The organism is Micromonospora sp. NPDC093277, assembly GCF_044765245.1.
In the GTDB taxonomy this organism is placed as follows: Bacteria; Actinomycetota; Actinomycetes; order Mycobacteriales; family Micromonosporaceae; genus Micromonospora.
Genome location: NZ_JBIWJO010000003.1, coordinates 135,636 through 160,232, shown reverse-complemented (window position 1 = coordinate 160,232; position 24,597 = coordinate 135,636). Strand labels below are relative to the sequence as shown.

Sequence of the window (24,597 nt, the reverse complement as noted above, 5' to 3'; positions counted from 1 at the left end):
GGCTTGATCAACTCGACTTCACCGGCGAACCTTCGTTCCTCGCGGCGGGGTCATGGCGGCCTTCGCGACCGCGCCTGAGCTCGACGAGTCCAGATTCTGCCGGGACCTCGACACGGCGATCGAGCAGGATTCCTCCGCGCTACGCCGCTCGATGACGTGGGGCTGCTCGGCCAGCGGCACGGAGGAGATCTCGGGTTGTGCCGCATGAGAAGGCGACCTACGCCCGAAGGCGATATGTCTGTGAGACATAAATACGTCTCAGAGACATATCGCTTTCCGGACATCTCTCATCCATCCGGCAGTTGCTCGGCGACGAGCACACCGACGTCGTGCACGCCCTCCACCCAGCCCTGCATCCGCAGCAGTTCCTGCGCTCGCGCCACGTCGCGGCGCTTGACTTCGAGAGTGCTCGAAGTCGAAGACTGGACGGCATGACGATGACACGGACTCTTGGCCGCAGCGGCATCGAGGTCAGCGCGATCGGCATGGGGTGCTGGGCGATCGGCGGGCCGCTCTGGGGCGACGGCGGGCAGCCGTTCGGCTGGGGCGAGGTCGACGACGACGAGTCGATCCGCACCATCCACCAGGCACTCGACCTGGGCGTCACCCTCTTCGACACGGCCAGCAACTACGGCGCTGGCCACAGCGAGCGGATCCTCGGCCGGGCCCTCGCCGGCCGTCGTGACGACGTGGTCATCGCCACCAAGTTCGGCAACCGTTTCGACGAGGCCACCCGGCACGCGACCGGCACCGACGCCAGCCCGGCGTTCGTGGTGGCCAGTTTGGACGAGTCGCTGCGCCGGCTCGGCACCGATTATGTCGATCTCTACCAGTTGCACATCAACGACCTGCCGGCCTCCGCCGCGCTCGACCTGGTGGACACCCTGGAGGCCCTGGTCGGCAAGGGCAAGGTCCGGGCGTACGGCTGGAGCACCGACAACCCGTCGTCGGCGCGGTCGTTCGCCGAGGCGGGTCCGCACTGCACCGCCGTGCAGCACGACGAGTCGGTGCTCAACGACAACCCGGACGTGTTGGCGGTCTGCGACGCGCTCGACCTGGCCAGCCTCAACCGGGGCCCGCTCGCAATGGGCCTGCTCACCGGGTCGATCCGGGCCGTCGGGAAGGACGACGTACGCGGGCTGGCCCCGGAGTGGCTGAGGTGGTTCACCGACGGCCGTCCGACGCCGGAGTGGTCCGCCCGGGTCGCCGAGATCCGGGAGGCGCTGACCGTCGACGGTCGTACCCTCGCCCAGGGCGCGCTGGGCTGGCTGCTGGCCCGCAGCCCGCGGACGGTGCCCATCCCGGGCTGCCGGACGGTGACACAGGCGGCGGAGAACTTCGCGACCCTCTCGCTCGGCCCGCTGCCCGCCGAGGCGTACTCCGAGGTGGAACGGCTCCTGGCCGACCTGCGCCCGGCCGGCGCGGCCCGCTGACCGGCCAGCGGGCCGGCGAGTGACTCATACCGCTCAACGCCTCCGGCACCGCGTCCGTATCCGAAGATATGAGCATGCGCATCCTCATGGCCGGCGTGTCCGGCTTTCTCGGCAGCCGGCTGGTCGACCGGTTCACCGCGGACGGGCACCAGATCACCCGCCTGGTCCGCCGCTCGCCGCGTACCCCGGACGAGCGGCAGTGGAACCCGTCGGCCGCGCAGCTCGACCCGGCGGTGGTCGCCGACGCCGACGCGGTGGTCAACCTGGCCGGCGCCGGGGTGGGCGACAGGCGCTGGAACGACGAGTTCCGGCGGGTGATCCGGTCCAGCCGGGTGGACACCAGCACCACCCTGGCGATCACCATCGCCGGGCTGTCCGCCGCCGACCGGCCGGCCGTGCTGCTCAACGCCTCCGCGGTCGGCTGGTACGGCAACACCGGTGACCGGGTGGTCGAGGAGGACTCCCCTGCGGGTGAGGGCTTCCTGGCCGACGTCTGCCGGGTCTGGGAGGCCGCGACCCGGCCGGCCGAGGACGCCGGCGTACGGGTGGTGCGGCTGCGTACCGGGCTTCCGCTGCACCGCGACGGCGGCATGCTCAAACCGCAGCTGCTGCCGTTCCGGCTGGGCATCGCCGGGCGGTTGGGCAGCGGCCGGCAGTGGCTGCCCTGGATCTCGATGCGCGACTGGCTGGACGCGGTGGCGCTGCTGCTGGCCCGCGACGACCTCGCCGGCCCGGTCAACGTGGTGGGTCCGAATCCGGTCACCAACGCCGAGTTCACCCGGGAACTGGCCCGCCAGCTGCACCGGCCGGCGATCATCCCGATCCCCGCGCTGGCCCTGAAGATCGCCCTGGGTGGCTTCGCCCACGAGGCCCTGACCAGCACCCGTGTCCTCCCCGGAGTCCTCACCACGGCACGCTTCACCTGGGCCCTCCCCGACCTCCGGTCCGCCCTGTACGCCGCCCTCACCGAATAGGAAGGTGTCGTCTCCGTAACGACAAGTTCTCACATTTCCGCCACTTGCCCCCTGATGCATCGGTTCAATCGGTGCAGGGACGTGTCGCCGAGGGCACGTCGATCACGGGGGGTGAGTGGCAAATGAGGGACGGGACAGCACTCGGAAATCCCGGGCGCCGGGGGTGGGCTTGCTTCGCCGCCGCCGGCGCGCTCGGGATGGTCGCGACCACCGGGGGCGCGGCGCTGGTGTCGGACGTCGCGGACGCGTCCAGTCACCGGGAGGCGCCGCTGATCGCCACAGACCCGACGGTGGACAACACCGACGTGTACGCGTTCGTCAGCCCGGACAAGCAGGACACGGTCACACTGATCGCGAACTGGCTGCCGTTCGAGGAGCCGAACGGCGGACCGAACTTCTACTTCTTCCAGACCAACGCCAACTACGACATCCACATCGACAACGACGGCGACGCCCGGCCGGACATCACCTACCGCTGGGTGTTCCGAAACGACGATCGACGCGACGGCACGACCTTCCTCTACAACAACGGGGTGGTCCAGAACCTGGACGATCCGACGCTGCTGTTCAGGCAGCGGTACACGCTCACCGAGCTGCGCGACGGCCAGTCGCGGGTCCTGGTGGAGGACGCCCCGGTCGCCCCGTCGAACGTCGGCCCGGCGTCGATGCCGGACTACGGTCGGCTCCGCGACCAGGCGATCGTCCCCGTCACGGGTGGCGGCCAGTCGTTCGCCGGTCAGGCCGACGACCCGTTCTTCCTCGACCTGCGGGTCTTCGACCTGATCTACGGCGCGAACCTGTCCGAGCGGGGCCAGGACACGCTCGCCGGCTACAGCGTGCAGACCGTCGCGCTGCAGGTGCCGAAGTCGGCGCTCGCCCTGGGCGGCGACGAGGACCGCAACCCGGTGATCGGGATCTGGAGCACGACCTCGAAGCAGAGCATGCAGGTCACGGATCCGAACGCCGGCGGCAACCAGGTGCAGGTGTCCCGGCTGGGCAACCCACTGGTCAACGAGCTGGTCCCGGCGGCCGACCAGAAGGACGCCTTCAACGCCAGCATGCCGGCCGACGACAGCAAGAACACCAAGCTCGTCGACCGCATCCTCAACCCCGAGTTGCCGCAGGTGATCCAGCAGCTCTACGACATCCCGGCGCCAGCCACGCCGCGCAACGATCTCGTCGAGATCTTCCTGACCGGGATCGCCAAGGACGCGCCGACGCTCGACGGCAGCCGGGCACCGATCCAGGCGGATCTCAACTCGCAGATCCTCAACGCCGACGTCGACCCGGCGCACTTCGTCCCGGCCGAGGAGCTGCGACTGAACATGAGCGTGCCGGTGACCGCCAACCCGAACCGGTTGGGTGTGCTCGGGGGCGACCTGCAGGGCTTCCCGAACGGCCGGCGGCTCGCCGACGACGTGGTCGACATCGAGCTGCAGGCGTTCGAGGGCGCGGCGCAGACCGGTCAGCTGGTCCCGGCGCTGGCGGCCGGCGACAAGGTCAACACCAACAACGTGCCGTTCGGGGGGACGTTCCCCTATCTGGCGCTGCCCAGCAACGTCGCGGTCAACCAGGTTGACGCGAACGGCATGCCCGATGGCGGCGTGCCGGGCGGAGCCGGCGGTACCGCCCGGGGTGCCGACTGGATCCGGATCGCCAGTGGGACCGGCGCCATCGGCTTCCTCGCGGCGGGCCTGTTCATCAGTCGTCGACGTGCCCGCGCGAACGCGCCGGCGACCGGTCGCGCCGACGCGGCCTGACCGGATGGTGCGGCGCGACCGGATGGTCGCGCCGCACCACCGTACTTTCCGGCATCGAAAGGGCCGATAACCATGACCCGTCCGTTTGGACGCGCGATCCTGGCACGGATCCGGTCCCCCCGGCCGGCACCGGACGGCCGCCCGGCCATCCGGCTCCGCCTGCCCCGCTACCTACCGGCCGTGCTGGTCGGCCTCGGCACGGTGCTCCTCCTGGTCAGCGCCCCGATCGGTGGACCGGAGAGTGGCGCACCCCGGGCAGCGGAACGGCCGGCGCAGCCGCTGCCCGCGGCGCCCGTCGTGGGATCCCGGCCGGCCGGCGAGCGAGCCCAGCCGGCGGCGATCGACATCCCGGCGATCGACGTCCACACGCCCCTGATCGACCTCGGTCGCAACCCGGACGGCACCCTCGCCGTGCCCGACGACTACCAGGTCGCCGGCTGGTACGCCAGCGGGGCGATGCCGGGCGAGACCGACGGGCCGCCCGCTGTGATCGTCGGCCACGTGGACTCCACCACCGGCCCCGCCGTCTTCTACCGGCTGCGGGAACTGACGGTGGGCGACGAGATCCAGGTCCGGGACATCGCCGGCGCGGTCACCCATTTCACCGTCTACCGGCTGGCCGAGTACGCCAAGGACGCCTTCCCGGCGGGCGAGGTCTACGCCCCCAGCGACGCGGCGGAACTCCGGCTGATCACCTGCACCGGGCAGTTCGATCGGCGCGCCGGCAGCTACCGGGACAATCTCGTCGCGTACGCGCGGCTGGCCGGCGGTCGGTCATGACCGGCATCCGCGGTTGGCTCCGGACCGCCATCCGCACCCTCAAGCTCAGCCGGCTGTCGATAGTGCTGCTGCTGACCGGCCTGGTGCTGCTGGTCGGCACGCCGTTGGTCTCCACCCAGCTGCCCGGGACGCGCCGGCCGACACCGGCCGGCGATTCCGGCCAGGGCCGCGTCGGCGGGCAACGAACCGGCAGCGCCCGGGAGAACGCGATCGAGGCGGCCCAGCGACGCCTGCGCGACCTGCCGAAGGACTGGCCGACCTGGGCTCAGCTCGGCTCGGCGTACGTCGAGCAGGCGCGGATCACCGCTGATCCGTCGTGGTATCCGAAGGCGGAGGAGGCGCTGCGCCGTTCCCTCGACCTGAACAGCTCCACCAACTGGCAGGCGATGGCCGGGATGGGCTCCCTTGCCAACGCCCGGCACGACTTCGCCGCCGCCCGGGACTGGGGGCTGCGGGCGGAGCGGATCAATCCGCAGGCCGGCAGCGTGCACGGTGTCCTGGTCGACGCGTACACCCAACTGGGCGACTACGACGAGGCCCGTGCCGCGGTGCAACGGATGCTCGACGTCGAACCCGGCGTGCCGTCGTTCACCCGGGCGTCGTACGACTTCGAGCAGCACGGCCAGGTCACCGAGGCACGCGAGGCGCTCAACCGCGCCCTCGCCGAGTCGACCGACCCCGCCGACATCGCCTTCTGCCACCGGTACCTGGGCGAGTTGGCGTTCAACAACGGCGACCCGGGGGAGGCGCTGCGTCAGTACGACGCCGGTCTCGCCGCCAACCCGGCCGACCCGCAGTCGCACGCCGGTCGGGCGAAGGCTCTGGCGGCGCTCGGCCGCACCACCGACGCGCTGGCCGACTACGCGCGCGCCGCCCAGGCGCTGCCGCTGCCCGAACTGCTCGTCGAGTACGGCGACGCTCTCAGCGTGGCGGGACGAACCGGCGAGGCCCAGCAGCAGTACGACCTCGTCGCCGCCACCCGCAAGCTGCTCACCGCCAATGGCGTCGCCGACCACCTCACCGCGGCCACCTACCTGGCCGACCACGGGAAGCCCGCGGAGGCGCTGACCGAGGCGCAGGCCGAGTGGGCGGCCCGGCACAGCGTGCTGGCCGCCGATGCGCTGGCCTGGGCGCTGCACCGCAACGGCCGCGACGCGGAGGCGCTCGGCTACGCCGAGCAGGCCACCCGGCTCGGCTGGCGCAACGCCACGTTCTACTACCACCGGGGGGTGATCCGGAACGCGCTCGGTGACCGCGACCAGGCCCGGGACGACCTGAGCCTGGCGCTGGAGATCAACCCGCACTTCGACGTCCGGCAGGCGCCGACCGCCCGCGAGCTGCGCGACTCGCTCGGCGGCCCACGGTGAACCGCCTGGTGCGGCGGCGCCTTCCGGCGCAGCGGTTCGGCCCGGCGCGCCGGCGCGCCGCGACGGGAGGGTTCCGCCGGCTTTCCGCCTTCGCGCTGATCGCGCTGGCGGTCGCGGTGAGCCTGGGCGTCGCCGCGCCGGCGGCCGCGCACCCGCTGGGGAACTTCAGCGTCAACCACTTCCACGGACTGAGCCTGTACTCGGACCGGATCGAGGATCTCGCCGTCGTCGATGAGGCGGAGGTTCCGACCCTCCAGCAGCGGAGCGCCGTCGACCGGGATGGTGACGGCCAGGTCAGCACCGCCGAGCAGACCGCCTACGCGCGCGACACCTGTGGCCGCCTGGCCGCCGACCTCCACCTCGACGTCGCGGGCCGCAACACGTCCTGGGCGATCACCGCGAGCAGCTTCACCTACCGGCCCGGGGCGGCGAACCTACCCACCGGACGCACCGAATGCCGACTCACCGCCGCGGCCGACCTGCGCGCCGCCACCGTCGTACGGATCGCCGACCGGTTCCGCCCCGAGCAGATCGGTTGGCGCGAGATCGCCGCCGGCGGGCACGGCCTGGGCATCGCCGACCCACCGGTGCCGGCCGCCAGCATCAGTGATCAACTCCGCAACTACCCCGAGAATCTGCTCGCCTCCCCGCTCGACCAGCGGTCGGTGGAGTTGCGCACCACCGGCGTGGGCACCGGACCCGAGCCGGCCAGGCCGTCCGCCATTCCGATGGCCGGACCGCTCACCCGGCTGATGGGCACGCTCGGCAACCACCTCAACGCGCTCGCCGGCGCCGACCGACTGACCCCGCTGGCCGGCTCGCTCGCGGTGCTGCTCGCACTGCTCCTCGGGGCGGGCCACGCAGCCCTGCCCGGCCACGGCAAGACCGTCATGGCGGCGTACATCGCCGGCCGGCGCGGCACCTACCGGGACGCGATCGCGGTGGGTGCCACCGTCACCGCGACCCATACCGCCGGGGTGCTGGTGATCGGTCTCCTGCTCACCACCGTCACCAGCCTGGCCGGGGAGGACGTCCTCCGCTGGCTCGGCGTGGTCAGCGGGATGCTGATCGCGGCCGTCGGCGCCGGCCTGCTCCGCTCGGCGATGGCCCGACGCACCGCTCCGCCGGCCGAAGCCGGCCGGGTCCTCGTCACCGTGGGCGCGCCCGCATCCGACTCCGCCGGACCGGCTGTCGGACTGAGCGACCCCGGCCCCCAGCACGAGCACAGCCCCAGCGACGGCCACGCGCACAGCCACAGCCACGGGCACGCGCACAGCCACAGCCACAGCCACAGCCACAGCCACAGCCATCATCGGCACGGGTATGGCCGGGCCGGGCTGCTGGGGCTGGGGGTCGCCGGCGGGATCGTACCCAGCCCATCCGCCCTGGTGGTGCTGCTCGGTGCCGTCGCGCTGGGCCGGACCTGGTTCGGCGTGCTGCTCGTGGTGGCCTATGGCACCGGGATGGCGGCGACCCTCACCCTGGCCGGTCTGCTCCTCGTCCACCTGCGCCACCGGTTGGCCGGACCGGTGGCGAGCAGGATGGATGGCTGGGCCGGGCGGTTCGCGCGAGCGGTGCCGGCCCTCACCGCGGCCCTGGTCCTCGTGGTCGGACTCCTCCTCGCCCTACGAGCGGCCACCTCGCTTCTCCCGACCTGACCTGAGAGAACGGCTCCGGCGACGGTGGCGGTCAGCAGCCGATGACCCAGTAGTTGGGAGCGGTCTGCTTGAGGGCGCTGGTGTAGAAGGTGTTGTAGAGGCCCATCTTCTCGTTGCTGCCCAGGGCGTACGCGTAGCCGCCGGACTGGTAGGCGCGGCCGGCGGTGACGTGCGCGTAGTTGCTGGCGGTGACGCAGACCGGGGCGGTGGTCGGGGACGGCGACGGGGATCCGGTCGGGCTCGGGGACGCGGTCGGGCTCGGCGAGGCGGTCGGGGAGGCAGTCGCCGTCGGGGTCGGGCTGGGGCTCGACTCGCCGCCGTCGAGGCCGAAGAAGAGCGCGTCCCGGTACGTCGAGCAGATGGTGTCGAGGAAGTACGCCGCTGCGGTCCCGCACTGGTCGGCGGCGGAGCCCGGGTCGACCGGCGTGCCGTGGCCCATCCCGGAGACCCGGTAGAGCCGGACCTGGTCGTTGCCGTACACCTCGAGGCTGGTCCCGGCGGGCAGCGAGGCGGTGCTGGTCGGGGTCTGCGAGACACCGAGCACGTTGGTCCACTGGTCCCGGGACTCGGTGGCGTTGGCCGTCGCCACCGTGTAGTCGCTGGTCCCGTGCCAGATCGCCACCCTCGGCCGGGAGCCGGCGTACCCGGAGTAGGCGGCCCGGACCAGGTCGCCCCACTGGGCGGGGGTCTTGTCGACGCCCGGGTTCATGCAGGAGTACGCGCTGGTGCTGCTGGTGGCGCAGCGGTACGGCAGCCCGGCGATGACCGAGCCGGCGGCGAAGGTGTCGGGGTAGGTGGCGAGCATGACCGCGCTCATTGCCCCGCCGGCCGACAGGCCGCTGACGTACACCCGGCCGGCGTCGGTGCCGTAGGTCGTCTTCGCGTGGTCGACCATCTGCTTGATCGACAGGGCCTCGCCCTGGCCGCGCGCGGTGTCGCCGGTCTCGAACCAGTTGAAGCAGCTGGTGGAGTTGTTGGCCGAGGACTGCTGCGGCACGATCAGCGCGAACTTCCACAGGTCGGCGTACTTCTGCCAGCCGGAGTTGGCGAAGTAGCCGGAGGCGTTCTGGGCGCAGCCGTGCAGCAGCACCACGGCCGGCGCGTTGGCCGGCAGGTTGTCCGGCCGGTACGCGTACATGGCGAGGTTGCCCGGGTTGGAGCCGAAGCCGGTGACCTGGGTGAGCGTGGCGGCCTGGGCGGGCAGGGCGGCGGCCAGCACGGTGGCCGCGGCCAGCGCGACCCCGGCTGCCGCTCCGGCGAGACGGGTGAGGATGGGTGAGGAGCGGCGCACGGCGGCCTCCTGAGGACGAATTGTGAACTGGGTCACCCGGAATTTGCCGCGACGTTACGGCCCTGTTTCGTCACCCGACATGGCCGCCGCTCACATATTTACGAGCACCGAAGTGTGTCGTCCGCCGGACGGGGGCCGGTCGGGCACTGCTGCGCCACCCGCACGTCGTCAAGGTTTCGGGTCTGACCGGCGTGTCCCGGTCCGGTTGGTAACGTCCGCTGCGTGCCGACCTCCCCGTCCCTGGTCACCGACCCGTCGCCCGCGCCGCGTTCCCGGAACCGGCGCGCCGACCTGGTCGTGGTGCTCGCCGCGACGGCCCTGGCGATCTGGGTCACCAGCGGGATGTGGTGGGACCCGAACACCCGGGCGATCACCGTCAACTCCAGCGACCAGGCGCTCTTCGAGTGGCTGCTGGCCTTCGGCGGGCACTCGGTCACCCACGGGGAGAACCCGTTCTTCACCCACCTGCTCAACGTCCCCGACGGGGTGAACCTCGCGGTCAACACCTCGATCACCGTGTACGCGGTGGTCTTCGCGCCGCTGACGTACCTGGTCGGGCCGCCCGCGACGTTCCTGGTGATCCTCACCCTCAACCTGATCGCCACCGCGGTCGCCTGGTACTGGCTGATCAGCCGGTACCTGGTGAACAGCCGGCTGGCCGCCGGGGTGGGCGCCCTCTTCATCGGCTTCTGCCCGGCGATGGTCTCGCACGCCAACGCCCACCTGAACTGGACCGCCGGCTGGCTGGTGCCGCTGCTGATCTGGGGCGTGTTCCGGCTGCGCCGACCCGGCCGGGCGGTACGCGGCGGGATCGTGCTCGGCCTGCTGGTGGCGCTCGCCTTCTCGATCGCCGCCGAGGGGCTCTTCTTCACCGCCCTGGCGGTCGCCCTCTTCCTGGTGGTGTGGGGGGTGCACCCGAGCCGCCGGGCCGAGATCCGCGCCGCGCTGCCCAGCTTCGCCGGCGGGCTGGGCGTGACCGCGCTGGTCGCCGGGGTGCTGCTGGCGTACCCGCTGTGGCTGCACTTCGCCGGGCCGCAGCGCTTCCACGGCACCGGCTTCGACCCGCTCATCCACTCGGAGGACATCGCCGCGTACGGGTCGTACCCGCGCCGGTCCCTCGCGGGCTGGGCCGGGCTCGGCACCTCGCTGGCCCCCAACCCGACCGAGGAGAACTCGTTCTTCGGCATCCCGCTGCTGCTGCTCGCGGTGGCCTGCTTCGCGCTGCTCTGGTGGCGCGCCGAGCGGGCGTTCCGGGCCACCCTCGCCGCGCTCGGCGTCACCGCGGTGGTCTTCGCGGTGCTCTCCTGGGGGCCACGAGCGAGGTGGAACGGCCGGCGGACCCACCAGATCCTCCCGTTCGGGGTGCTGGACAACCTGCCGGTGATCAACGCGGCGCTGCCCTCCCGGCTGGCCCTGGTGGTCGCCCCGGTGATCGGGCTGCTGCTGGCGTACACCGTCGACCGGCTCCGCGCCCGGCCGCCCCGGCACCGGGCCACCACGGGGGTCTGGGCGCTCGGCTTCGCCGTCGCGCTGCTGCCGCTGCTGCCCACGCCGCTGCTGACCAGCGTGCGGGAACCGATCCCGCGGTTCATCACCAGCGGCCACTGGCAGCAGTACGTCTCGCCCGACGGGGTGCTCACCCCGCTGCCGCTGACCGTCGACGTCACCCCGGACGGCCAGCGCTGGCAGGCGTACGCCCTGGCCCACGGGCAGGGTGAGTTCCGCATCCCGGCCGGGTTCTTCCTCGGCCCCGGCGGGCCGGGCGGCCGGGGCCGGATCGGGCCGGTGCCGCGGACCTTCGACTCGCTGATGGACCAGGCCGGGCGGACCGGGCTGGAGCCGATCATCACCGAGGGCAGCATCGAGGAGTCCCTGGCCGACCTGCACTACTGGCGGGTCGAGACCGTGATCCTGGCCGACCGGGTGCACGGCGCCAAGTACGACATCCACGAGGACGCCGTGCACCGCACCGCCACCGCGCTGCTCGGCCAGCCGCAGCGGGTGGACGACGTCTGGCTCTGGAAGGTCCCGCCCCCCTGACGCGACGAGGCTCACGGCGCGCACCGGGAGGTCACGGGATTAGGCTGGACGGGTGAGCGTGACGACTTCCGGGCTGACGGCCATCCGTGCCGGTGTGCTCGACTACCTGGCCGCGTGGGACGAACAGCGCCGGCTGCACGAGGCCGTGGTGGCCGGCGAGCAGGGCGACAGCGTGCTGCTGCTGGAGCACCCGAGCGTCTACACCGCCGGCAAGCGGACCGAGCCGTGGGACCGGCCGATGGACGGCACCCCGGTGATCGACGTGGACCGCGGCGGCAAGATCACCTGGCACGGGCCGGGGCAGCTCGTCGGCTACCCGATCGTCAAGCTGCCCGACCCGGTGGACGTGGTCGCGTACGTCCGGCGCACCGAGCAGCTGCTGATCGACGTCTGCGCCGAGTTCGGGCTGACTGCCGGCCGGGTCGAGGGGCGCAGCGGGGTCTGGGTGCCCGAGGACGACCGGGGGCCGGCCCGCAAGGTCGCCGCGATCGGCATCCGGGTGGCCCGGGGCGTCACCCTGCACGGCTTCTCGATCAACTGCGACTGCGACCTGACGTACTTCGACCGGATCGTGCCGTGCGGCATCCGGGACGCCGGCACCACCTCGCTCACCGCCGAGCTGGGCCGCCCGGTCACCGTCGCCGACGTGCTCCCGGTGGTCGAGCGTCACCTGCCGACCCTGGTCCGGGTCGAGGGCTGACCGGATGCGGATCGACCTCGTCGCCCTCGTCGTCGCCGAGTACGACCCGGCGATCGCGTTCTTCACCGAGGTGCTCGGCTTCGAGTTGGTGGAGGACAAGCCGTCCCTGACCAACGACGGCCGGCCGAAGCGCTGGGTGGTGGTCCGCCCGCCCGGCGGCGGGACCGGGCTGCTGCTGGCCCGCGCCGACGGGGAGCGGCAGGAGGCCGCGGTGGGTGACCAGACCGCCGGCCGGGTCGGCTTCTTCCTCCAGGTCGACGACTTCGACGCCACCTACCGCCGGATGGTCGAGGCGAAGGTCGAGTTCGTGAAGCCGCCGCGCACCGAGTCGTACGGCCGGGTCGCCGTCTTCCGCGACCTCGCTGGCAACCCCTGGGATCTGCTCGGTCCCGCCTGAACCCCCGGAAGGGACCCGATGACCGACCTGATGCCGACCCAGCGGCGGATCGCCGCCGAACTCCAGGTGGCGGACAGCTTCGACGCCGCCGGGGAGATCGAACGCCGGGTCGTCTTCCTCGCCGACCGCCTGGTCGACACGGGGCTGACCGCGCTGGTCCTCGGCATCAGCGGCGGGGTGGACTCCACCACCGCCGGGCGGCTCTGCCAGCTCGCCGCCGAGCGGGCCCGTGCCGCCGGCCACCCAGCGGTCTTCGTGGCGATGCGCCTGCCGTACGGGGTGCAGGCCGACGAGCACCACGCCCAGGCGGCGCTGGCGTTCATCCGGCCCGACCGGGTACTCACGGTCGACGTGCAGCCGGCCAGCGACGCCACCCAGGACGCGCTGGTGGCGGCCGGGCTGACCTTCACCGACGCCGCCCAGCAGGACTTCGTGCACGGCAACGTCAAGGCCCGGCAGCGCATGATCGCCCAGTACGCGGTGGCCGGGGCGATGGGCGGCCTGGTGGTCGGCACCGACCACGCGGCCGAGGCGGTCACCGGCTTCTTCACCAAGCACGGCGACGGGGCCGCGGACGTGGTGCCGCTGACCGGGCTGACCAAGCGCCGGGTCCGCGCGCTCGCCCAGGCGCTCGGCGCCCCGGCCGAACTGGTCGGCAAGGCGCCCACCGCCGACCTGGAGAGCCTGACCCCGGGCAAGCTCGACGAGGACGCGCTCGGCCTGACGTACGAGCAGATCGACGACTTCCTGGAGGGCCGGCCCGTCCCGGCTGAGGTGGCGGCGGCGTTGGCGGCCCGCTACCGGGCCACCGACCACAAGCGTTGCCTCCCGATCGCGCCCCCGGTGAGCGCCGACGACCCGGTCACCGCCGCGGTGCCCGCCCAGCACTGAGCCGCGCCCGCAACCACGTCTCGCCGAGCACGATCAGGCCGCGCTTGTTCGCGCATCCCGCTCCCAGCCCCGTCGGGGTACCCCTCGTCACCGTCGGCGAGGGATACCCCGATGCCGGGGTGTGATCACCCGGTCAGGGGGTGAGCCGGTGCAGGTCGCGCGGGAAGGCGGTCACCTCCCGGACGTTGGTCGCGCCGGTCAGCCGGGCCACGAAGCGTTCCAGCCCGATCGCGAACCCGCCGTGCGGCGGCATGCCGTGCCGGAACGCGTCAACGTAGCCGGCGTACGGCTCGACCGGTTCGCCCCGGGCAGCAAGGGCGGCCAGGTAGTCCGCGTACCGGTGCAGCCGCTGCCCGCCGGTGACCAGCTCCATGCCCCGGAACAGCAGGTCGAAGCCGTTGGAGTGCGCCGGCCGGTCCGGGTCGGGGTGGGTGTAGAAGGGCCGCTTCGCCATCGGATACCCGGTGACGAAGAGGAAGTCCGAACCGTGCACGTGGTGGGCCCACTCGCCCAGCGCCCGCTCGTGCGCGGGGGCGAGGTCCGGCTCGTCGGCCGGCGCCCCGGCGATCGCCAGCGCCTCGGTGAAGTGCACGGCGGGGATCTCGGCCGGCACCTCCGGCGCGGTCACTCCGAGCGTGGCGAGCGCCGCTCCGGCCCGGTCGACGACCGCCCCCAGCATGCCGGCGAGGGTGTCCCGCAGCACGGCCATCACGTCCCGGTGGTCGGCGACGAAGCCCAGCTCGACGTCGAGCGACGTGTACTGGGCCAGGTGCCGGACGGTGTCGTGCGGCTCGGCCCGGAACACCGGCCCCACCTCGTACACCCGCTCGAAGACCCCGACCATGAGCTGTTTGTAGAACTGCGGCGACTGGGCCAGGTACGCGGGCCGGCCGAACCAGTCCAGCGCGAAGACGTTCGCCCCGCTCTCGGTGGACGAAGCGACCACCTTCGGGGTGTGGATCTCCACGAAGCCGTGGGTGTCCAGGGTGGTCCGGAAGCCGGCCACCGCCGCCGCCGAGATCCGTAGCGCGGCCGACCGGGTCGGATGGCGCAGCGCGGTCGGGGCGTGGTCGAGCTGGGTGGGCAGGGTTGCGGTCAGCGCCGGCCGGTACAGGTCGAACGGCGGCGGCACGGCGGGCGGCCCGAGCGGGCGTACGGTCGGCTCGGCGAGCTCGACCCCGGCGGGGGCGGTGCCGTTCGCGACCACTCTGGCCGTGACCTCGACCACGGTCTCCTCGGTGAGCTTCTCCACGGCCGCGCGTACGGCCGGGTCGGTGACCACCACCTGGGCCAGGCCGGCGGCGTCCCGGACGATCAGGAACGCCACCGACTTGAGCAGCCGACGGCGGTGCACCCAGCCGGCGATCCGGACGGTGTCGCCGACCTGGGCGTGGAGTTGGGAGGACAGGATGCGTTGCACGGCGGTTACCTCCTCGATCAATCGCAACGCGATCCCCGGGAGGTGTGGGCGAGCGGGAACCTCGCGGTGCCACCACACCTTCGCCCCCGCCGGAGCGGGAGCCTCGTTCGTCGCCCGTTCACGGGGGCCAGCCGGCGGGCTCTACTGGGCGCGGGTTGTAAGAGGGGGCCCCGCCTCCCCCGGAGGCGTTGACAGGGGCCCTTCCTTACATCCGCGCCGTTCTTCCCGCGGCTCGGGAGGGTCTTCGCGCGCCGGCGCCAGACCGCCTCTCAGCAACCGGCGGCTCTCTGGCTGGCGGGTCGGCGCGCTACTCGGCTCCGTCGCAGCTTTGCCGGGCAGGCTAACACCTGTTTCCGGGCCCTGTGACACCCTTTTCCCACGGTTGGGTGTTCAGCGTCACGACATCTACGGCGTGACGGCGGTCGCCCGACGTTCATCGACCGGCACCGTCCGGCGTAGGCTCGGATTCGTGACGATCGAGCACTCCACGCCGACGACCCCGCAGGCCACCCACAGCAGCACGGTGGCACCCGAGGGGCGGCGGCTGCTGCGGATCGAGGCGCGCAACGCCGAGACGCCGATCGAGCGCAAGCCGCCGTGGATCAAGGTCAAGGCCAAGATGGGGCCGGAGTACACCCAGCTGCGCGGGCTGGTCTCGCGCGAAGGGCTGCACACGGTCTGCCAGGAGGCCGGCTGCCCCAACATCTACGAGTGCTGGGAGGACCGGGAGGCCACCTTCCTCATCGGTGGTGACCAGTGCACCCGGCGCTGCGACTTCTGCCAGATCGACACCGGCAAGCCGGCCGAGTTCGACGCCGACGAGCCCCGCCGGGTCGCCGAGTCGGTCGCCGCGATGGGCCTGCGCTACGCCACCATCACCGGCGTCGCCCGCGACGACCTGCCCGACGGCGGCGCCTGGCTCTACGCCGAGACGGTCCGGCAAATCCACGCCCTCCGGTCCGGCTGCGGCGTCGAGCTGCTGATCCCCGACTTCAACGCGGTGCCCGAGCAGCTCGCCGAGGTGTTCGGCGCGCGGCCCGAGGTGCTGGCGCACAATGTGGAGACCGTGCCGCGGATCTTCAAGCGGATCCGGCCGGCGTTCCGCTACGAGCGCTCCCTCGACGTGATCCGCCAGGCCCGCGCCGCCGGGCTGGTCACCAAGAGCAACCTGATCCTCGGCATGGGCGAGGAGCGGGCCGAGGTCTCCCAGGCGCTGCGCGATCTGCACGAGGCCGGCTGTGAGCTGATCACCATCACGCAGTACCTGCGCCCCTCCCCCCGGCACCACCCGGTCACCCGGTGGGTCAAGCCGGAGGAGTTCGTCGAGTTGCGCGAGGAGGCCGAGGAGATCGGCTTCGCCGGCGTGATGAGCGGTCCGCTGGTCCGCTCGTCGTACCGCGCCGGGCGCCTCTACCAGCAGGCGCTGGCGGCCCGGGGAAGTCTCCCGACCCCCGCCTGACTCTGCCCCTCCCCGGTCGGCCTGATGCCGGCCGGCCGGGTCGCGTGACCGGCACCTGACCGTGTGCGGCATGTGGTGGTCTCGGCCGGGTCCGGAGACCATCGTTTAGCGCACCCGAGCGCGTCGTTACACCCTCCGTCACCTGCCCGTTACACTACGTGTGACGATATGGGCCGGTTTGGTGGCCTTCGCGGCGTACGGGCAGCGGAGACGTGTGACCCTGCCCGCGGTGTTGACCACCCTCGCCATCGTGGCCGGGGTCGCGTACCGGTTGTGGCTGCTGCGCCACGACGCCCCGCCGACCAACAGCGACGAGGCCACCATGGGGCTCGCCGCGTTGCACATCGCCCAGGGACGGCAACTGCCGGTCTGGTTCTACGGCCAGGCGTACATGGGAACGTTGGAGGCGTACCTCGCCGCCCCGCTGTTCGCGCTGTCCGGGCCCTCGGTGCTGGCGCTGCGGCTGCCGGCCCTCGCGCTGTACGCGCTCTTCCTCGTCCTCTCCTGGCGGCTCACCCGCCGGCTCGGCGGAGATCCCTGGTACGCCCTGCTGGTCGTCGCCTTCCTCGCGCTCGGCTCGGACCGGGCGGTGAAGAACCAGCTCATCGCCGGCGGCGGCTACCCCGAGCTGAACCCGGCCGGGGTGGCACTCGCCCTGCTCACCGTGGGACTCTGCACCGGCCCTTCAGGGACGCGGCCGATGCCCGGCCGGGCCGGCCCGTCGTGGGTGCCGTCGACGCCGGGTCGGGCCGGGCCGCGTCGGCCGCGCCCGTCGCGGACACGGTTGACGTCGGGCCGGGCCGGGCCGCGTCGGCTGCGCCCGTCGCGGACACGGTTGACGTCGGGCCGGGCCGGGCCGCCGGACCCCGGCGTCGTCGGCGCCGAGCCCGGCTCCGGGGCGCGGCTGCGCCGCTGGGCGGCCTGGGGGCTGGTTTCCGGGCTGATGCTCTGGGTCGACCCGCTGGTACTGCCGTACGTCCTCGCGACCGGCGCGGTGCTGGTGGTCCGGCGGCGGCAGGAACTCGCCGGCCGGGCGGGACTGGTCGTGGGGGGCGCGCTGCTGCTCGGCGCGGCGCCGATGCTGCTGGACAGCCTCCGGCACGGCCGCAGCCCGCTCGCCGCGGTGGTCAACGCCAGCGGCGGGGAGGCGGCGAGCTGGGGTGAGCGGCTGCACGGCGGCCTGGTGCTCGGGCCACCGCTCGGCATGGGCTTCTGCTCACCCGGCCACTGCGCCGGCTGGCAGCTCTGGTGGGCCGTCGCGTTCCCGCTCCTGCTGCTCCTCGCGGCGACGCTCGCCTGGCGCACCCTCCGAACCCCCGCAGATCTTGGACAGTTGCCGTTTGGACGGAACGGCAAGTGTCCAAGATCCGGCCAACGTGCGGGTGGCGACGACGACCGGCGCGTCTCGGCGGCAGTGCGGCTGGCGCTGCTGGCTGGGGCGGCGGCGGTGCTGGCGGCGTACGCGGTGAGCAGTTCGGCCGGGCGGACACCGATGGAGAGCGCGCGTTACCTCTCCTGTCTCCCGGTCGCCACGCCCGCCCTGCTCTGGCCACTGTGGCGCGCGGCGGGACGGGGCACGCGGCGCGTGGCCGAGCAGCGAGACGCTGCCGTTGAGTCCGAGGAAGTCGGCCGTGCCCGTCGCCGGGCACGAGGCGTGGCGAGTCGAGCCGCCCGGGTGGGCGCGATCGTTGTGCTGGCCGCCGTCCTCGGCACGGCAGCCGTCGCCACCGCCGGCACGATCAGCGTGGTGCCGGCGGCGCAGGCCGAGGCGGAGCGCCACGGCACGCTCGTCGACACCCTCAACAGGCTGGGCGTACGGCACGTGCGGGGCGGCTACTGGACGTGCAACCGGCTCACCTTCGAAACTGGCGAGGACGTACTCTGCGCGGTGGTCGACGACAAGTTGCGCCCCGGTTTCGACCGCTGTCCGGCGTACCGGCGGGCGGTGGCGGCCGACCCGGACGCGGGCTGGGTCGCGCCGGTCGGATCACCACTGGCTGCCGCGCTCGACCGGCAGCTCGGCCCCGGGCGGGGCGCACTCCACCGGCAAACCGGCCCGGACCGGGGCGCGCTCAATCGGCAAACCGGCCCGGACCGGGGCGCACTCGGCCGGCAACTCGGCCCGGACCGGGGCGCACTCGACGTGGTCACCGTGGACGGCTGGCGGATCTACCTGCCCCGGAGCTGATCCAGCCACGTGGCGGGGAGTGGATCGGTCAGCGGGCGTCCGGCTGCGACACCGGGTCGCGGTCGAGCAGGCCGAGGCGGTGGGCCAGCGCGGCCGCCTCCACCCGGTTGCGCACGTCCAGCTTCGCGATGATCCGGGACACGTGCACGCTGGCCGTCTTCGGCGAGATGAAGAGGCGTTCGGCGATCCGGCTGTTGCTGTGCCCCTCGGCGACCAGGCGCAGCACCTCCTGCTCCCGGCTGGTGAGCAGGTCCGGCCCGGGACGGCCACCGCCGCGCAACCCGACCCGGCGGGCCAGGACGGCGGACTGCTCGCCCAGCGAGGAGGCCCCGAGCCGGGCGGCGATGTCGCCGGCCTCGCCGACCGCGGCGGCCACGACGTCCCGCTCGCCGGCCGAGGCGGCCGCCTCGGCCAGCCCGAGCAGCGCCCGGCCCAGCGGATACGGCTGCCCGGCCGCCCGCCACGCATCCACCGCCGCCCGCCAGGCCGACAGCACGCCACCAGCACCGATGCCAGCATCGACACCAGTGAGGATCGCGGTGACCTGGAGGGCGTGCGCCCGCTCCGCCGGATAGCGGGCGGGCAGGGCGGCGGACATGGCGGCCACCGCACCGGCCAGGTCGGCGTCGCCGAACAGCGCGGCGGTACGCGCGGCGGCGGTGAGCACCGGCCACGCCTCCCGGGGCAGGTCGGCCAGGCGTTCGTCGGCCAGGGCGGCGTGGCTCGCCGCGAGCGCCGCCATCTTGTCGTCCGCCGCGAGGGCGGCCTCGATGCGCAGCTCGCGCAGCGGCAGCCGGTGGTTCGGCCAGAGGTACGGCCGGGCCAGGAACGCCAGCGCCCGGCCGACCAGTTCCTCGGCGGTCGGGTGGGCCCGGGCCAGCCGCAGCCCGGCCCGGAGTTGGAGCCAGTGCAGCCCGGAGACACCCGGCGGGTCGATCCGGGCGGCCTCGGCGCAGGTGGCGTCCGCCTCGTCCCAACGGCCCAGCGCGATCAGCGCCTCGGCCCGGTTCGACAGCAGGTACGCCCCGATCGAGCGGCTGATCCCGACCCGGCGCGCCTCGGCCACCCCGGCGGCGGCCGCCTCGGCCGACTCCTGGTAGCTGCCCAGCTCGTACAGCACGTCGGAGAGGTAGACCAGGGCGCTGACCAGCGCCGGCGCGTTGTCGGTGGCCCGGGCCCGGGCCTCGGCCCGGCGCAGCTCGGCCAGCCCGAGGTCGGGCGTCCGGTCCGTACGCCGGAGCATGGCGATCCGGGTGGGCAGCAGGGCCAGGTCGGCGCCGACCGGCTCGGTGCCCGCCGTCGCCTCGGCCGCCACCGAGGCGGCCTGCCTCGGATCGATCTTCATCAGGTGCGCCGCGATGTCGGCGAGCAGGCCCGTCCGCTCCGGCCCGTCCGGCACCCCGGCCGCCAACCGGTACGCCTCGCCCAGCTCGGCCGCGCCGTCGCTCTTGCCGAGCAGGGCCAGCAGCCGGCCCCGCTGGTCCAACAGGCGGGCGGCGCGCAGCGGCTCGGCGGCGCCGTCCACCTCGGCCAGGGCAGCCCGGGTCAGGGTGAGCGCCCGGCTGAGGTCGCCGGCGGTGTTGGCCGCGTCGAGGGTCTCCTCCAGCACCCGGAGGTGGTCCATGCCCAGCCGGTCGGCGGCGTCGGGCACCAACTCCCACAGTTCGAGGACCCGTTCCAGCAGCCGGCTCTGCTCGGCGTACGCGTACCGGTCGGCGGCGGCGCAGGCGGCCACCCGGGCGGTGACCAGTGCGCGCGGGTGGTCGTGTGCCGCGTACCAGTGGTGGGCGATCTCGGCCGGGGCGCGGCCGGCGGCCACCAGGTGCGGCTGCGCCTCGATCGCGGCGGCGTACCGGGCGTGCAGCCGGGCGTGCTCGCCGGGCAGCAGCTCGTCGTGGACGGCCTCGCGGACCAGCGCGTGCCGGAATTCGTAGTCGCCGTCGGGGTCGGCCACCACCAGCTGGCCGGCCACGGCGGCGCGCAACGCGTCCTCCAGCTCGGCCTCGGGCAGGCCGGCGACCTCGGCGAGCAGCTGGTGGGCGAAGCGGGTGCCCCCGGCGGCGGCGATCCGCAGCACCCGCTGGGCCGGCTCGGGCAGCCGGTCCACCCGGGCCAGCAGCAGGTCGCGCAGGGTTTCGGGCAGGACGGCGCAGCCCACCGGGTCGCCCGCGGCGGCCAGCTCCTCGATGAAGAACGGGTTGCCCTGGGTACGCCGGTGCACGTCGTCGACGGCCCGGGCGGGCGGTTCGGCGTCGAGCAGATCGGTGAGGATGGCCGCGGTGCCGTCCCGGTCCAGCCGGCCCAGGTCGACCCGCTCCACCCCGCGTGCCCGGTCCAGCTCGGCGAGGAAGGGGCGCAGCGGGTGACCGCGGTGCAGCTCGTCGGTACGGAAGGTGCAGACCAGCAGCAGGCGCTCCGCGCGGGCGCCCCGGACCAGGAAGCCGATCAGATCCCGGGTGGACCGGTCGGCCCAGTGCAGATCCTCGATGACCAGCACCAACGGCCGCTCCTCGGCGATCCGCCTGAACAGGTCGGCGACCAGTTCGAACAGGTAGCCGCGCGGGGCGTCCGAGGCGGTCAGCCCGGCGGGCGCGGCGACGCCGGCCGGCACCCGGGCCAGTTCCGGCAGCAGCCGGGCGAACTCGGCCTCGTACCCGGCGAACGCGGCCGGCCCGTCGTGGCGCAGCACCTCGCGCAGCGCGGCGGCGAACGGGGCGAACGGCAGGCCGGCCTCGCCGAGCTCCAGGCACTGGCCGACCAGCACCCGCGCACCGGCGCCGCCGGCCAGGACGGCGAACTCCTCCAGCAGCCGGGTCTTGCCGACGCCGGCCTCGCCGCCGACCAGGACGGTGGCGGCCTCCCCGGCGCGGGCCCGGTCGAGCGTCTCGCGCAGCCCGGCCAGCTCCTGCTGCCGGCCGACGAGCACGGTGCTGGCGGCGCGTACGGTCACGCCGTCGAGCATGCCATGACGGGTGCCCGTACCGTCCCGGCCGACCGGCCCGTCTCCTTGCGGCCCGGCCGCCCCCGTGGCGGCCGGGCCGGTGCCGTCCCCGCGCCGGCCCGCGGCCACCCCGGCCGCACCGCCGACGGCGGGCGGCGCCGGGGTGGCCCGGCGGATCGTGTCCGCGCCGGCCGGCGCGGCTCGCATGGTCACCGGCCGTCGGCGGTACGGGCGGCGTGGTGCCGGCGGCCCAGCCAGCCCCGGTGCCGGCGGCGGGGCAGTGATCGGGCGAGCCGGTCGCGGGCCGCGTCGGCCCGGAGCTCGGCGGCGTAACTACGGTGGATGGCGAGCAGCAGGTCTGCGTCGTTGCCGAACATGTCGGTCCCCTGTCGTGCGGTTCGTGTCGTTGTCGATACCGACTTTCCGCTCGAAGGTGCCCCCGGGGCATGGGTCCGCCGCCTGATCTTCGGCCGCGTAGCCTCCTTACCCGAGGGCCTCAACCACACGTCGGCGACGTAAGGTACTCAGCCGCGTGGCGTGGGGCCGGCCACGGATCAAACGGTTGCGGAGCGACCACTAGACTTGCGGCATGGCAAAGCCCCAGGAGAAGGTTTCGTTCGGCCAGCGGCTGAAGCAGATCGGGATGGTCTTCCGGTTCACGGCCAAGCAGGACCGTTGGTTCGCGCCGCTGGTGGCCGCGGCGGTGCTGATCCCGCTCGCGCTCACCGTGGTCGCGGTCATTCTCATGGGCTGGATCTGGCTACCGATCGGCATCCTGCTCGCCCTGCTCGCCGTGCTGATCGTGCTCAACCTGCGCTCCAACACGGCGATGATGAACGCCGCCGAGGGGCAGCCCGGCGCGGCGGCCCAGATCATGGAGAGCATGCGCGGCGACTGGCGGGTCACCCCGGCCGTCAGCTCCACCACCCAGATGGACATGGTGCACCTGGTGATCGGCCGCCCTGGCGTGATTCTGCTGGCCGAGGGGAACCCGCAGCGGGTACGCGGCCTGCTCGGCCAGGAGAAGCGCCGGCTGGCCAAGGTGATCGGCTCCGCCCCGCTGCACGACTTCATGATCGGGCAGGGCGAGGACGAGCTGCCGATCCGCAAGCTGCGGATGACCCTGATGCGGCTGCCCCGCAACCTCTCCCCCAAGGACGTCAACGCCCTCGACAAGCGGCTGAAGGCGCTCACCGCCCGCCCGCAGCTGCCCAAGGGCGCGATCCCGAAGAACATGCGACCGCCGCGGGGCGCGTTCCGCCAGACCCGGGGTCGCTGAGCCCCGTCGTACGCGAGCAAAAGCCGGGTCCGTCCTCGACGGGCCCGGCTTTCTCGTGTCCCGGTAAACCTCTCGCCACCGCCCGTCGTCTGTACCCGCGATGAAAGACGACGACGCCCGGACACCGACGGATTCGTTCGACGAGTTCGTCCGTAGCCGCTCGGCCGCCCTGCTGCGTTCGGCGTACCTGCTGACAACGGACCGGCACGCCGCGGAGGATCTGCTCCAAGAGGTCCTGGAACGGCTGTACGCGAAGTGGCGGCGAGCCCGCGCCGCACCGGACACCTATGCCAGAAAGATCATGGTGAACCGCGCCATCGACCGCTGGCGACTGCGGGGCCGGCGGCCGGAGGCGACGCTGACCGACGCGGCCAGCCCGCCGGTCGCCGACCACGCCGATGACGTGGCCACTCGACAGATGGTGCTCGGAGCGTTGCGCGCCCTGCCGCCCCGGCAGCGGGCGGCCGTCGTGCTGCGCTACCTCGACGACCTCTCCGAGACCGAGACCGCCCAGATCATGGGCTGCTCGGTCGGCGCGGTGAAGAGCCACACGGCGCGGGGCCTCACCCGATTGCGGGAGCTGACCGACCTCGGGCACTTCGAACGCGACGCGCTGCCCGGCACCTCTCCCCTGACTCGGAGGATTCGATGACGTACGACCTGGAAACCGACCCGGTACGACGGGCCCTGGCGGTGACCGCGGACGAGGTGCACCCACCGGCCGACCTGGTGGACCGGGCCCGGCGGGGTGGTCGGCGCCGGGTCCGCCGGCACCGTGCCCTGGCGGGTGCGCTCGCCGTGCTGCTGCTGGCCGGCCTGGCCGGAGCCGTCCAGTTGGACCGTGCTCCCGGGCCGGCCCAACTGGCCGACGTTGCGGAACTCCTGCTCGATCAGCCGACCCGGGGCGACCTGGCCCACGACCGCGCCTACCTCGACCGGGTGATCGCCACCTACGAACGGACCCGCGACGACACCCCGCTGCGGGGGTTGGGCCTGACCCGCTCGCCCGCCGCGCCACCGCACGTTACGTGGGCGGGGGCCACCCCGGCCGGCCCCGCCGCCGCCGTGGTGCAGCGGATGCGGGGCGATGGCGGCAAGTTGTCCGTGTTCATCCGGTTCATCGGCACGGACCGTGCCGGCAAGCCGGAGCCCGTCGGCGCGGACATCTTCACGAAGGGTCTCGGCAGCTGGGCGTTCCTTACCGGTCCGAACCGGTCCGTGCTCGTGGTGCTGGACGTGGGCAACGACGTGGAGTGGTCCGGGGACCGGACCTATCTCGCCGACGGGATCACCCGCACCGACTGGCGACCGGTGACGTTCGCCGATGGGGCAGCCGTGGTCAAGGTGCCACCGCAACGCGACCGGTACAGCGTGGCGATCCGCGACGGTTCGAGGACATACCTGAAGATCGGGAACCTGACCGACCCCAGCGTGATACCGAACGACCGCGGCCTCGGCTGGGCCGCCCCACCGGGTGACGGTTGGCCGGCAGCCAGACCGGCCCTGTTCCCGATCGCCCCGCGCGGTGCCGGGCTGGATCTGGAAAGCGTGCGCATGCTCCTCGGCAGGGGTGGCCACGGTGGGGACGACGAGCCGTTTCAAGAGGCCATAGGGATGGACTGGATGGCGTACGGCCGCACCGGGCGGGGCGAGCTGTTCGTCGCCGCCGACGTGCGCTTCGGAGCCGACCCCACCCGAACGGTCGTCTACGTCGAGCCGTTGAACGCCTCGACCCACCCGGTCTACGGACCGGTCGTGCGGGTGTACGGCGACGAGGTGGACCCGAACGCGCCACTGCCGGTGGCGGTACGGCTGCCGGACGAGCGGGGCTGGCTGGTGGCTCGCAAGGACACCACGCTGAGCTATCTGGACGAGCAGGGCAAATGGCAGCCCGCGGGTCGGAACGCCACGCTGCTGCCCGCCGTCACCACCCGGGTACGGGTGGACGACACCGAGGTCACGCTCGGCTGACCGGCGGCCGGCATCCGTCCCCACCGGGGCGGATGCCGCGCCGGGCGG

Annotated in this window: 20 protein-coding genes; 16 read left to right on the top strand and 4 right to left on the bottom strand. The window is 73.3% G+C overall.

Going from position 1 to position 24,597, the window contains the following annotated elements; genetic code table 11:
- Positions 1-52 precede the first annotated feature (52 nt).
- The 7 genes from ACIRG9_RS08700 (at position 53) to ACIRG9_RS08670 (ending at position 7,972) form a co-directional block, all read left to right on the top strand.
- A complete protein-coding gene (locus ACIRG9_RS08700) occupies positions 53-208 on the top strand; it encodes a hypothetical protein (RefSeq protein WP_402852299.1) in 156 nt (51 codons plus the stop codon).
- Between the two features lie 223 nt (positions 209-431).
- The gene (locus ACIRG9_RS08695; RefSeq protein ID WP_402852296.1) at positions 432-1,433 is read left to right on the top strand and encodes an aldo/keto reductase; all 1,002 of its coding nucleotides are present in this window, start codon (positions 432-434) and stop codon (positions 1,431-1,433) included.
- 74 nt (positions 1,434-1,507) lie between these two features.
- A complete protein-coding gene (locus tag ACIRG9_RS08690; protein ID WP_402852295.1) occupies positions 1,508-2,407 on the top strand; it encodes a TIGR01777 family oxidoreductase in 900 nt (299 codons plus the stop codon).
- 122 nt (positions 2,408-2,529) lie between these two features.
- Positions 2,530-4,167 (top strand): DUF4331 domain-containing protein, encoded by a 1,638-nt coding sequence (locus ACIRG9_RS08685; RefSeq protein ID WP_402852292.1) that lies wholly within the window; start codon positions 2,530-2,532, stop codon positions 4,165-4,167.
- A 72-nt stretch (positions 4,168-4,239) separates the two neighbouring features.
- Positions 4,240-4,947 carry a class F sortase gene (locus tag ACIRG9_RS08680; protein WP_402852289.1) on the top strand — a complete coding sequence of 236 codons (708 nt, stop codon included), beginning with the start codon at positions 4,240-4,242 and terminating at the stop codon, positions 4,945-4,947.
- Positions 4,944-6,314, top strand: a complete 1,371-nt coding sequence (locus ACIRG9_RS08675) for a tetratricopeptide repeat protein (RefSeq protein ID WP_402852287.1) — start codon at positions 4,944-4,946, stop codon at positions 6,312-6,314. Before ACIRG9_RS08680 ends, ACIRG9_RS08675 begins: the two co-directional genes overlap by 4 nt.
- A gap of 8 nt (positions 6,315-6,322) precedes the next feature.
- Positions 6,323-7,972, top strand: coding sequence for a hypothetical protein (locus ACIRG9_RS08670; protein ID WP_402852285.1), 1,650 nt, complete (start codon positions 6,323-6,325; stop codon positions 7,970-7,972).
- Between the two features lie 31 nt (positions 7,973-8,003).
- Here the strand turns inward: ACIRG9_RS08670 and ACIRG9_RS08665 are convergent, their stop codons facing one another.
- Complete coding sequence (locus ACIRG9_RS08665; RefSeq protein WP_402852282.1) at positions 8,004-9,263, bottom strand: PHB depolymerase family esterase; 1,260 nt, start codon at positions 9,261-9,263, stop codon at positions 8,004-8,006.
- 222 nt (positions 9,264-9,485) lie between these two features.
- Here ACIRG9_RS08665 and ACIRG9_RS08660 point away from each other — a divergent pair, with 222 nt between their 5' ends.
- The 4 genes from ACIRG9_RS08660 to nadE are packed head-to-tail and all read left to right on the top strand — an operon-like array spanning position 9,486 to position 13,291.
- Positions 9,486-11,303: a DUF2079 domain-containing protein gene (locus ACIRG9_RS08660; RefSeq protein ID WP_402852280.1), complete on the top strand. Its 1,818-nt coding sequence runs from the start codon at positions 9,486-9,488 to the stop codon at positions 11,301-11,303.
- A gap of 52 nt (positions 11,304-11,355) precedes the next feature.
- The gene (lipB, locus tag ACIRG9_RS08655) at positions 11,356-12,003 is read left to right on the top strand and encodes a lipoyl(octanoyl) transferase LipB (protein ID WP_402852277.1); all 648 of its coding nucleotides are present in this window, start codon (positions 11,356-11,358) and stop codon (positions 12,001-12,003) included.
- 4 nt (positions 12,004-12,007) lie between these two features.
- On the top strand, positions 12,008-12,400 hold the full coding sequence (locus ACIRG9_RS08650; RefSeq protein WP_402852274.1) for a VOC family protein: 393 nt from the start codon (positions 12,008-12,010) through the stop codon (positions 12,398-12,400).
- Positions 12,401-12,418: 18 nt separating this feature from the next.
- A complete protein-coding gene (nadE, locus tag ACIRG9_RS08645) occupies positions 12,419-13,291 on the top strand; it encodes an ammonia-dependent NAD(+) synthetase (RefSeq protein WP_402852272.1) in 873 nt (290 codons plus the stop codon).
- Between the two features lie 133 nt (positions 13,292-13,424).
- On the opposite strand, the gene aspS is transcribed toward nadE, so the two are convergent.
- Complete coding sequence (gene aspS, locus ACIRG9_RS08640) at positions 13,425-14,711, bottom strand: aspartate--tRNA(Asn) ligase (RefSeq protein WP_402853039.1); 1,287 nt, start codon at positions 14,709-14,711, stop codon at positions 13,425-13,427.
- 412 nt (positions 14,712-15,123) lie between these two features.
- Here aspS and lipA point away from each other — a divergent pair, with 412 nt between their 5' ends.
- Both lipA and ACIRG9_RS08630 read left to right on the top strand, forming a co-directional pair.
- The gene (gene lipA, locus ACIRG9_RS08635) at positions 15,124-16,170 is read left to right on the top strand and encodes a lipoyl synthase (protein ID WP_402853036.1); all 1,047 of its coding nucleotides are present in this window, start codon (positions 15,124-15,126) and stop codon (positions 16,168-16,170) included.
- Between the two features lie 160 nt (positions 16,171-16,330).
- Positions 16,331-18,358, top strand: a complete 2,028-nt coding sequence (locus tag ACIRG9_RS08630; protein WP_402852269.1) for a hypothetical protein — start codon at positions 16,331-16,333, stop codon at positions 18,356-18,358.
- Between the two features lie 28 nt (positions 18,359-18,386).
- On the opposite strand, the gene ACIRG9_RS08625 is transcribed toward ACIRG9_RS08630, so the two are convergent.
- The gene (locus ACIRG9_RS08625; RefSeq protein WP_402853033.1) at positions 18,387-21,506 is read right to left on the bottom strand and encodes an AAA family ATPase; all 3,120 of its coding nucleotides are present in this window, start codon (positions 21,504-21,506) and stop codon (positions 18,387-18,389) included.
- A 2-nt stretch (positions 21,507-21,508) separates the two neighbouring features.
- Positions 21,509-21,676, bottom strand: coding sequence for a hypothetical protein (locus ACIRG9_RS08620; protein WP_402852267.1), 168 nt, complete (start codon positions 21,674-21,676; stop codon positions 21,509-21,511).
- Between the two features lie 212 nt (positions 21,677-21,888).
- Between ACIRG9_RS08620 and ACIRG9_RS08615 the strand changes: the two genes are divergently transcribed.
- The 3 genes from ACIRG9_RS08615 to ACIRG9_RS08605 all read left to right on the top strand — a co-directional run bounded on the left by ACIRG9_RS08615 (position 21,889) and on the right by ACIRG9_RS08605 (position 24,549).
- On the top strand, positions 21,889-22,578 hold the full coding sequence (locus ACIRG9_RS08615; protein ID WP_402852264.1) for a DUF4191 domain-containing protein: 690 nt from the start codon (positions 21,889-21,891) through the stop codon (positions 22,576-22,578).
- A 100-nt stretch (positions 22,579-22,678) separates the two neighbouring features.
- On the top strand, positions 22,679-23,230 hold the full coding sequence (locus ACIRG9_RS08610; RefSeq protein WP_402852262.1) for a SigE family RNA polymerase sigma factor: 552 nt from the start codon (positions 22,679-22,681) through the stop codon (positions 23,228-23,230).
- A complete protein-coding gene (locus ACIRG9_RS08605) occupies positions 23,227-24,549 on the top strand; it encodes a hypothetical protein (RefSeq protein ID WP_402852259.1) in 1,323 nt (440 codons plus the stop codon). Before ACIRG9_RS08610 ends, ACIRG9_RS08605 begins: the two co-directional genes overlap by 4 nt.
- Positions 24,550-24,597: the final 48 nt, after the last annotated feature.

Coding starts and splice junctions, on each gene's coding strand:
- ACIRG9_RS08700 (WP_402852299.1), top strand. CDS start 53: ATGGCGGCCTTCGCGACCGCGCCTGAGCTCGACGAGTCCAGATTCTGC.
- ACIRG9_RS08695 (WP_402852296.1), top strand. CDS start 432: ATGACGATGACACGGACTCTTGGCCGCAGCGGCATCGAGGTCAGCGCG.
- ACIRG9_RS08690 (WP_402852295.1), top strand. CDS start 1,508: ATGCGCATCCTCATGGCCGGCGTGTCCGGCTTTCTCGGCAGCCGGCTG.
- ACIRG9_RS08685 (WP_402852292.1), top strand. CDS start 2,530: ATGAGGGACGGGACAGCACTCGGAAATCCCGGGCGCCGGGGGTGGGCT.
- ACIRG9_RS08680 (WP_402852289.1), top strand. CDS start 4,240: ATGACCCGTCCGTTTGGACGCGCGATCCTGGCACGGATCCGGTCCCCC.
- ACIRG9_RS08675 (WP_402852287.1), top strand. CDS start 4,944: ATGACCGGCATCCGCGGTTGGCTCCGGACCGCCATCCGCACCCTCAAG.
- ACIRG9_RS08650 (WP_402852274.1), top strand. CDS start 12,008: ATGCGGATCGACCTCGTCGCCCTCGTCGTCGCCGAGTACGACCCGGCG.
- nadE (WP_402852272.1), top strand. CDS start 12,419: ATGACCGACCTGATGCCGACCCAGCGGCGGATCGCCGCCGAACTCCAG.
- ACIRG9_RS08625 (WP_402853033.1), bottom strand. CDS start 21,506: ATGCGAGCCGCGCCGGCCGGCGCGGACACGATCCGCCGGGCCACCCCG.
- ACIRG9_RS08620 (WP_402852267.1), bottom strand. CDS start 21,676: ATGTTCGGCAACGACGCAGACCTGCTGCTCGCCATCCACCGTAGTTAC.
- ACIRG9_RS08615 (WP_402852264.1), top strand. CDS start 21,889: ATGGCAAAGCCCCAGGAGAAGGTTTCGTTCGGCCAGCGGCTGAAGCAG.
- ACIRG9_RS08610 (WP_402852262.1), top strand. CDS start 22,679: ATGAAAGACGACGACGCCCGGACACCGACGGATTCGTTCGACGAGTTC.
- ACIRG9_RS08605 (WP_402852259.1), top strand. CDS start 23,227: ATGACGTACGACCTGGAAACCGACCCGGTACGACGGGCCCTGGCGGTG.